The following is a 9,134-nucleotide window of genomic DNA, read 5'->3' on the forward strand; positions in this document are numbered from 1 at the left end:
AACGATTATGGAACTAGAAATGTCAGCTCATTCGGCAACACTTCAATCTGTAAATGATCCGTCTCAAAGTGCTCACCGTCCACATCGATGACTTGTGGCTCACGCAAAAACACATCAAGTTGCTCCATTTGGAGATGCACCCACTCTGGAGACGACTGTTCGAGTCCGAGCTGTTGCGTCAATAGCTGACGAATCATCGGGAAGCCGATGGCCGAGCTATGGACGACTTCGACGAGACCGTCCGTGAACGATTGCGTCGCGAGCTTCGTCGGGACCGTGCCGAGATAGGCACCGTTGCCGACGTATAGAAAACTGACGGCCCCATCGTGGATGACCTCGCCCGCCCGCTCGATACGGACCTTGAACGGATCGAGTTCGCGGAACTGACGGATCGTCGCTAAAAAGTATCCGATCGAGCCGAGCGTTTCTTTTTGGAGCGGATCGATCTGTCGGGAAGCGTCCGCGATCAATCCGACCCCGACAAAGTTGAGACCGAACCGGTCGTTGACACGCATCACATCGACCGATTGCTGCTCGCTCATTTTAAACAGGCGAGCCGCCTCAATCGGTTCGACAGGCAAATCAATCGCCCTCGCGAAGTCGTTGCACGTCCCCGCCGGTACGAGACCGACGCTCGGACGTTCGTCACGAGGCAACGCCATCAATCCGTTGACGACTTCATGAAGCGTCCCATCCCCACCGATGACAATCAAATGATCGAACCCACTGCTCGTTCGAGCAAGGCGGGCTGCATCCCCTTCAGCTAGCGTCTTTCGGATGAGAATCTCTTGATACATCGACTCGATTGTCCCGACCACTTCGCCGAGCATCGTCTCGCTCGCACCCGACTTCGGGTTCGAAATGATCATCGCCTTCATAATAGACCCGCTTGTTCCAAGAAGTCTTGGGCCACGTCGTAGGCCCGTTCTTTCCCGTAAGCGACCCGACGGTTCAATTCAGACATCTCTTCGTCAGTGATGAGTCCGCCCAACTGGTTGAGCGCGTCCTCGATTTCCGGATGTTCTTCAAGCGTTTCTGCTTTCAAGAGTGGAGCACCTTGATAAGGCGGGAAGAACTGTTGATCGTCTTCTAACACGAGCAGGTCGTTTTCGGCGATATCCGGGTCGGTCGCATACGCATCAACAAGATTGACGTCGCCCCGTGCGATGGCGCGGTAACGAAGTTTCTGCTCCATCGAAACGACAGAAGGGAAATCAAGTCCGTACGCTTGCTGAAGTCCCGGATATCCATCTTCACGGTCCGTGAACTCGAGCGTGAACCCGGCCTGGATGTCATTTTGCACGCTGCGTAAATCAGAAATCGTCGTGACGCCTTCAGTTTCCGCATAGGCACGTGGGATCGCGATGGCATACGTGTTATTGAACTGCATCGGTTCCAGTAAAGCGAAGCCGTCGTCTGCTAGCGCATCCCGTGCTTGTTCGTACACTTCACGGGCATCGTTTGAATTCGGTGTTTCTTTCACCAGACTCGCGAGTACCGTCCCCGTGAATTCAGGATAAATATCGACATCCCCCGATTGCAACGCTCCCCAGACGAACGTCGTCTCTCCGAAGTTCGGACGGACCGATACGGTCAGATCCGTCTCTTCTTCGATCAACAGTTTGTACATGTTCATCAAGATCTCCGGCTCGGGACCGAGCTTCCCGGCGACGACGAGGTCGGTCTGTTGGGTGCGGCCCAACGCGAGCGGTGCTACGATAATTAACGCCAAGACGGTCGATACGGCGATCAGCTTCGTCTTGTTGCGGGTGGCTGTCGCGCCTTCCATTTGACGGAGCAAGAAGTCGAACAATAATGCGAGAATGGCTGCCGGAATCGCACCGAGCAAAATCAAATAGTTGTCGTTCCGGTTAATTCCAAGCAGGATCAGCGTCCCGAGTCCGCCTGCTCCGACGAGTGCCGCCAGCGTGGCTGTACCGACAATTAACACCATCGCTGTTCGAATCCCGGCCATGATGACCGGTAGCGCGAGCGGTAGTTCGACTCTCATCAAACTTTGATTCGGTTTCATGCCGCAACCTTGCGCGGCTTCGATCAGTGACTTATCGACTTCGTTCAACCCTGTGAACGTATTGCGAAGGATTGGCAACAACGCGTACAGAACGAGCGCAATCGTGGCAGGAAGTGCACCGATCCCAACGAGTGGAATCATAAGACCTAGCAGAGCTAAAGAAGGAATTGTTTGGATGATGGCGGTGAAGCCGATTGCCGTTTCAGCCACTTTTTTACGCCGTGTCAGCCAGATGCCTAGCGGGACCGCAATCAACACCGCAATCAAAAGGGAGACGACAGAAAGTTGTAAATGCTCGATTAGCGCTTCGACCAATTCCCCGCGTCGATTTTGGAACGTTTCAAGCATCTACCTCACCTCTTCCGTGTTGTGTAAAGTCGAGCACGAACGGATCATCACTCGCTCGAATCTCGTCAGGCGTGCCGACGATGACCAGTTTCCCGTCACGCATGAGAGCGATCCGGTCCCCAAGTTTCATCGCCTCCTCAATATCATGAGTGACGAACAGAATCGTCTTCCCTAACTCATCGTTCAACCGTTTGATGTCATCTTGGAGCTGGGCCCGACTGATCGGATCGAGTGCCGAGAACGGTTCATCCATTAAAATGACTTCCGGGTCGGCCGCGAGCGCTCGCAGGACGCCGACTCGTTGTTGTTGACCACCCGACAGTTCAGGCGGTTTTTTTGAACGGAGGACGGGGTCGAGACCAGCGATTTTCATCAGTTCGGTCACACGGTCTTTCGTCTTCGTCTTCGGCCATTTCAATAGGTCCGGAACGACGGCGATGTTCTCTTCGACCGTCAAATGGGGGAACAATGCGATTTGTTGGAGCACATAGCCGATGTTGCGTCGCAGTTCATAAATATCGAACTGATAGATTTCGCGCTCATCAATCAGGATTTTCCCGTCAGTGTGGTCAATCAGACGATTCACCATCTTCATCGTCGTCGTCTTGCCACAACCTGATGGCCCAATCAATACGAAAATTTCTCCTTTTCGTACCGTCAAACTCAAGTTTTCGACGGCCAATGTCCCATCATCATAACGCTTGGAAACATTTTGAAATTCAATCAACACAATCCCTCCTCGGCTTTTCACGTTATATGAAAGTCAAATATTAGTTTGCCCGTTTCCAACGATTGTTAAACAACAAAAGGTTCTCCCGCGGGAGAACCTTTTCGTTATGGAAGTGTGATGGTAACGTGGCGACGACCCCAATTGATTGCCTCGCTCTTCGTATCGACGAGTAGATCGACGATGTTGCCTTTAATGCGTCCCCCTGTATCGAGAGCGATCGCTTGACCGATCCCTTCGATCTGTACGACCTTACCGAGCGGGATGACGGCCGGATCGACGGCGATGATGCGCATGCCGTTATAAAAAATCGAATCCGTCACGTCATGTCCCGTCGCCGTCAACACCCGGCCCCCGTATGAGCCGTTGTCTGCCGCATCATTCGTGTAAGCTGTCGATTCGGCTTGAATGACGCGCCCGCTGCTTGTCGAGACAGGTGTCGCCACAGCGTTTGTCGTGGCTTGCTCTGCTTTCGCTTGCTCTGCTTTCGCCTCTTCTGCAAGCCGCGCTTCCTCAGCCGCGATTCGCTTGGCTTCCGCTAACCGTTTCGCTTCCTGTTCTGCCTGCTGCTTGGCTTGTTCTTCTGCCACTCGTTTCTCTTCAGCGCGGCGCTTCTCTTCAGCGATTTGCTTCTCGCGCTCAATTTTTTGTTGGCGTTCAAGTTCGATTGCCTTGCGTTCCAACTCAAGTGGGTTTTGTACGATTTTCTGTTCAGTTCCGATTCCGATTTGAGCAGCGTTGGCAGTCGTAGATACCACGAACGTACCGGCTAGGACAAACAGAAGCGTCATCATATATTTTAAGAATGTCATTGTAATTAGGTCATCCCTTTCTCGTCTTCTAACGAACAGGAGTAAATTTACCATGCCGTCTCGAACCCGAGAAGTGGTTTTGACGAAGTGAAATATTGCTGACATATGGGCGACCGTTTAGTTACAGATTGTAATAATTGCCGAAAGCGTTGCTATACAAGCGACCAAATAAAAAAATTACAGATCGGTTACAAACGTTCTCGTAACAAATCTGTAATCTGTTTGTCATTCTGTTTCAGCTGTAATCGGGCGTAAATCATGGGCCCGGACCATTCCCCAAGGCGCCACATCGACTTCAACTTCGAACGTTTTCGCACCTTCAATCACAGCTTTCTCATCCTCGGCGACACGGTATGAACTCATGTCGGTGATGAAGACTTGGCGATCGAAGTATTCAGCCCGCGTCCCACCAAAGAACGGTCGGGAGCTGACCCGGTCGATTGTGGCAAAACCAGCTTCATCCGTTTTGAATGAGACGTAGACGGTCCCAGAATCGACATCTTGTCGCCCTTGCAACGAATCGAACTCGAGATAGACGTAATCCCCAAAAAATGGGTCATAGGGCTCGTACGACGTCGCTTTGAACGTATACGACTGGCCGAACCAAGATACCGCATAAACGAGCAAGATAAAACCGATGGCAATCAATACTTGTACGATCGGTACAAGCCAAGGAGTGATTCGTTTCATGTCCGAGCATCCCCTCTCGTACGGCTACGCCACCACAACGCGAGCGACAACGCGAATACGATCAACGCCCCGATCAAGAAGAAGAGCGAGATGTCGAGCCGATCCCAAACGTAAATGAAGTAGATCGTCATTTGGACAAGTAAGAAGTAGATGAACGCCAAAACAATCGGTTTCCGCTCATGGTCTTGCATGATCAAGTAAGCGAGCGCCACCACTTCAAGCAAGATCGCGAGTAAGATACCTGAATCTTCGAATAGCGAGAACGGGATGACCGCGAGTAGGCTCACCCACAGCAAATCGGGGCGACGATGTGTCAAGTACACAGCCACGAGGACGACGGAAAGCAGCGTGGCCTCAATGACGGACGGCTGACGTTGAGACAACCAGCCCTCGGTCGCATTGACCAAATAACCGATGGACAAGATGGCAGCAACGAACAAGTAGAGATACTGCCACTGAGCACGCTCCCGGTAGACGAGGAACAGGATATGCAGTGCTGCGAGTGCCCAAAGCGGCCAAAACCGTCCCTCGTAATCGATATACTGACCGATCGTGAGCAACAGTCCGTAAAAGCTGAACCAGGCGAAAATCCGGTCGAGCTCGTTATCACCGTAATGGAACCAAACCCACGTCACGAGCAGGCCGAACAGGATGAGTGTGATCCCGATTCCTTGAAAACTATTCGTGACCGCTAAAAAAGCGGCTAGCGCTGCGATGAACGTGAAGATCGGGTGCTTATAGATCAGTTTGTGCAGGACGGCGACAGCAAAGAATAGCCAGAACAGAAGCGGTAGTTGTGAGGAAAGATTGTACGTTGTGAAGATGACGATCATCGTGGCGACGAAGAAAACGACGCCGAGGACGCGGAACAACGTCACATAGCGAGGGGCTTTCACTTGAAGCCGCTCCGCTGCTACGTACATCCCGAGCATGAAGACAAGGAAAATGGATACTTTGACGAGGTCTGGGATTGCTTGCCAGTTGGCGGCGACAAAACTGAATAGACTAAGGGCGAGCAGAATTGATCCGATAATTACAAGAATTGGCGGTTTGTGCTCACGTTTGTCACTAACCGCCAATTTCTTATGTTCAAAATCAATCAACCGTTGACCGGTCGCTTCATCTAGCAAACCCGCCTCTTTCCATTCACGAACTTTTTTGTCAATGGACACCTGAATCATCCCTTTCGGTTAAAAGGTCAGCTGGCGCGTTCGATCAATTCCAATTCTTTTTTCAACAAAACTTGTTTCTCAAACTCGAGACCGAGCTGTTGATATTCCTCCATGATGGAAACGTCCCCGATGACCGTATTCGTTAATACGGCAGTCACTTCTGCGACCCATCCTTCACGAGTTGACTTAACGATATCACCCACAGCGAATTCTAAAGACACACCCATTCACTTCCAATCTTAAATTTGTTTTTATCATTATAACTAAATTATATAGGTTTGAATACGTTTTCTTTTGTACATTTGATGAACTGCGACAAAATTTTTCCAGTCAATCCCCAAATAATGTAGTCTTCATGTTCGTAAAAAGGTTCTCTCATTTTAATTACCCGTTTTTCATACGCTTTAGCGTTCGCCATTCGGTCAAACGGAATATTTTGATCCGGATTCATCGTCCATTCCATCTCGCCGTGAAACGGATCAATTAACAGTAACGTTTCGACGGGAACGGTGAACAAATGATCGACTTCATCCGTTTGACGTACGTCCGGAACTGTCGGAATCATCCCGACGAACGGATAGATGAGTTGACGGTGCGGCGTGGCGAGCGGCTGTAAGCGACCGATGACCTCGATCGTCTCGAGCGGTACCTCGAGTTCTTCACTCGTCTCTCGGACCGCGGCCTCGACAGGTGTCTCCCCTCGCTCGAGCCGACCTCCCGGGAACGAGATCTCTCCAGGTTGGCGCCGCATCGTATGGGCCCGGACTTCAAAGACGACGTGCCAGACGTCATCGATTCGCGTCAACGGGATCAAGACGGCGGCGGTCTGTTCATAATTCTCTTCCATCGAGAAACTTTCTCGTAATTTCGCTTCAGTAACCCATGATTGTTTCATGATTTTCAACCTCGCTCTCTCTGTTTTACAGTTCCACCAGCGTCTCCTCGTTTAAACGTGGCAAATGTCGGAAATATCATTATTAATGATAGGAGATGGTGGAATTGGTTCAACAAGTTGATATATTGATCGTCGGGGCGGGGCCGACAGGACTCACACTCGCTTTGACATTAGCCAGATATGGAATCTCTTTTGAAATCATCGATCGAAAAACGACGCCTTCGAACAACTCACGGGCCATCGGGATTCAGCCGCGAACAATCGAAGTGTTTTCACGCCTTGATGTCGCCAAAGAAGTACTCAGTCGCGCCAGAACAATCGAAAAAGGAAACTTATACTTTTCTGGGCAGTGGACGGCCAAACTCGAGTTCTCACGTCTCGTCACACCTTACCCGTTCGTCACGCTATTGCGACAAAACGAGACCGAGGCCATCTTAGAACAGGCGTTGAACGACCACGGGCACTACGTCAAGCGCGGCGAGTCACTCGTCTCGTTGACCCACTATCCGACACGTGTGCTCGCCCATCTCGAATCCGACTCGAACCGCACGATCGAAGCCAAGTATATCGTTGCGGCCGATGGCGCCAACAGTTCGATTCGCCGTATGCTCGCGCTCCCGTTCAGCGGGAAGTCGTTCAAAGAGTCTTGGGTGTTGGCCGATATGAAGGCGAAATGGAACATCTCCCGTGAAGAAGTACACATCTTTTTCTCGGACCGTGGCGTGTTAGAAGTATTCCCGCTGACGGATGACACAATCCGGATTACCGGTAATCTCGCGAGCGACGAATCATTCAGCGAGGCCAAATTGCACGAATTGGTCGAACAACGGAGCCACATGCCGGTAGAAATCGACGAGGTCGAATGGTTCTCGCTGTTTAGGGTGCACAATCGCATGGTCGACTCGTTCATCCATAACCGTGTCATCTTAATGGGCGACGCGGCGCATATCAATTCGCCCGTCGGCGGCCAAGGGATGAATACGGGCATCGCCGACTCGTTCAACCTCGGCTGGAAGCTTTGGCTTCATCTGAAAGCAGGGGCGCCGTTCAGTGTCGTCGACACGTACCGGGACGAGCGTGAACACGTCGCCAGAAACGTCTTGCAGACGACGAACGTCGCGACCGAAGTGCTCCAAACGACGCTCCCGATCTTATTGCCGTTTCAAGCAGTCGGAGCGGACGTGTTCACCCGCGTCAATTTGATTAATGAAAAGATCACCGAACGAATCGCTCAGCTTCACTTGTCTTACCCTGGGCACTCACGTGTACCGTTCATCCGGGTCGCCGAAGGAAAGATCTTTCCCGAGATCGAGATGATCCGATCCGATGATGGCCTTCGTCAAAAGATCTCAGAAGTCGCCGATGGCCGCTTTCAAGTACTTGTCCTCGATGACGGCAAACGTGACCCAAGTGAGTTATATGAATACTTGAACGCTCATCAATCATTCTTCCAAATCATCACGTTGTCTAAAACAAGCCGTCCTTTCTTTGACCAAGGCAACGAACTTGCGAAATCCTTGTTCATGCGCCGGGGTGTCCTCGTCATTCGACCGGACGGATACTTGCTGCATAAACAGCGTCATATGCGACCTGAACCGCTACGTGACAAACTGTCGGTCTGGTTACCGTCTTAAGTCAAAAGCTCCACTCGTGAGAGTGGAGCTTTTGTCAGGATGGTGCATTGTAATAAAGTGTCCCCGGTTTCGAGAGGGTCAAGTCATAAAACGCCTCGAACGCTTCCACGTCCTCTAATTTCCGAAAATCGACTTTGTCCGTCTGTTCGTTCGGAATCGCGACGATGATGCCATCGACCGTCGATTTGATCATGCCCGTCTGTCCGTTATGAATTCGAATGTAGAGCACGTGCTCACTTTGCAGTAATTTTACGGCTTCACGCCGTGATTGTATCGTCGTTTTCACAGTCATCCCTCTCTTCTTTTCGAGTATACGGTCCGCCGCTGTTGCTTTCAACCGTTTCCCCCTTTAAAATTGTGTAAAGAAGGGGTTGAATGTGTTGGAAACTATATTGATTATCGCGCTTGGCGCGCTGTTCGTCATCCTCGTGACAATCCGAACGATTCGTAACTTGCAATGGGTCCGCTTTGGTGAAGCGTTCGGGAAACAAGGTGAGGAGTTACTCGAAGATTATACCTATTTGATGGAAAAAGGCGTCACGTGCCGAATCGAACAAGGCTTGCCGACCGGACGCTTGTTTAAACCGCTCGCCAAAAACCTGGATGACCGGGTCGCCTTGTTCGTGCACCGAAATGATGAAAAAAAAGCAAAAGAGCTACTAAAGTAAAAAAGGTGCCGCGGCACCTTTTTTACTTACAGCTTGTTGACTAACATCAATAGAATCGCTCGTCCTTCCGGCGCCCACGCTTTCCGCAGGCAATCCCGGAGCCGCATCGCGACTTATGTCGCTGCTGGGTCTCCGTTGGATTGCTTTCCTGCAGGA

10 protein-coding genes and 1 pseudogene are annotated in these 9,134 nt (G+C 51.1%); 2 read left to right on the top strand and 9 right to left on the bottom strand.

All coding sequences use genetic code 11. The annotated features are described in order from the left end of the window. Window positions 1-5: 5 nt before the first annotated feature. The 8 genes and pseudogenes from EVJ22_RS10245 to EVJ22_RS10280 all read right to left on the bottom strand — a co-directional run bounded on the left by EVJ22_RS10245 (window position 6) and on the right by EVJ22_RS10280 (window position 6,676). Window positions 6-878 carry a diacylglycerol/lipid kinase family protein gene (locus tag EVJ22_RS10245; protein WP_071397357.1) on the bottom strand — a complete coding sequence of 291 codons (873 nt, stop codon included), beginning with the start codon at window positions 876-878 and terminating at the stop codon, window positions 6-8. Continuing rightward, entirely contained in the window at window positions 875-2,380 is a 1,506-nt protein-coding gene (locus EVJ22_RS10250; RefSeq protein ID WP_131440140.1) for an ABC transporter permease/substrate-binding protein, read from the bottom strand. The genes EVJ22_RS10245 and EVJ22_RS10250 overlap by 4 nt, the downstream gene beginning before the upstream one ends. Window positions 2,381-2,438: 58 nt before the next feature. Next, window positions 2,439-3,107, bottom strand: a pseudogene (locus EVJ22_RS10255) (ABC transporter ATP-binding protein); the annotation flags it as partial. A gap of 107 nt (window positions 3,108-3,214) precedes the next feature. Beyond that, a complete protein-coding gene (locus EVJ22_RS10260; protein WP_071397354.1) occupies window positions 3,215-3,919 on the bottom strand; it encodes a 3D domain-containing protein in 705 nt (234 codons plus the stop codon). A gap of 225 nt (window positions 3,920-4,144) precedes the next feature. After that, complete coding sequence (locus tag EVJ22_RS10265) at window positions 4,145-4,609, bottom strand: GDYXXLXY domain-containing protein (protein ID WP_131443876.1); 465 nt, start codon at window positions 4,607-4,609, stop codon at window positions 4,145-4,147. Continuing rightward, entirely contained in the window at window positions 4,606-5,790 is a 1,185-nt protein-coding gene (locus EVJ22_RS10270; RefSeq protein WP_131443877.1) for a DUF2157 domain-containing protein, read from the bottom strand. Before EVJ22_RS10270 ends, EVJ22_RS10265 begins: the two co-directional genes overlap by 4 nt. A gap of 17 nt (window positions 5,791-5,807) precedes the next feature. Next, complete coding sequence (locus EVJ22_RS10275; protein ID WP_016509936.1) at window positions 5,808-5,984, bottom strand: DUF2187 family protein; 177 nt, start codon at window positions 5,982-5,984, stop codon at window positions 5,808-5,810. A 65-nt stretch (window positions 5,985-6,049) separates the two neighbouring features. Further along, on the bottom strand, window positions 6,050-6,676 hold the full coding sequence (locus EVJ22_RS10280; protein WP_083274014.1) for an NUDIX hydrolase: 627 nt from the start codon (window positions 6,674-6,676) through the stop codon (window positions 6,050-6,052). Between the two features lie 95 nt (window positions 6,677-6,771). On the opposite strand from EVJ22_RS10280, the gene EVJ22_RS10285 reads away from it, so the two are divergent. Next, complete coding sequence (locus EVJ22_RS10285) at window positions 6,772-8,310, top strand: FAD-dependent monooxygenase (protein WP_084812875.1); 1,539 nt, start codon at window positions 6,772-6,774, stop codon at window positions 8,308-8,310. Window positions 8,311-8,344: 34 nt separating this feature from the next. On the opposite strand, the gene EVJ22_RS10290 is transcribed toward EVJ22_RS10285, so the two are convergent. Then, window positions 8,345-8,647 (bottom strand): hypothetical protein, encoded by a 303-nt coding sequence (locus EVJ22_RS10290; protein ID WP_233589677.1) that lies wholly within the window; start codon window positions 8,645-8,647, stop codon window positions 8,345-8,347. Between the two features lie 55 nt (window positions 8,648-8,702). On the opposite strand from EVJ22_RS10290, the gene EVJ22_RS10295 reads away from it, so the two are divergent. Next, window positions 8,703-8,978 (top strand): hypothetical protein, encoded by a 276-nt coding sequence (locus EVJ22_RS10295; protein WP_131443879.1) that lies wholly within the window; start codon window positions 8,703-8,705, stop codon window positions 8,976-8,978. Window positions 8,979-9,134: the final 156 nt, after the last annotated feature.

The sequence above is a fragment of the Exiguobacterium sp. SH0S7 genome, assembly GCF_004337195.1.
Classification (GTDB): domain Bacteria; phylum Bacillota; class Bacilli; order Exiguobacteriales; family Exiguobacteriaceae; genus Exiguobacterium; species Exiguobacterium aurantiacum_A.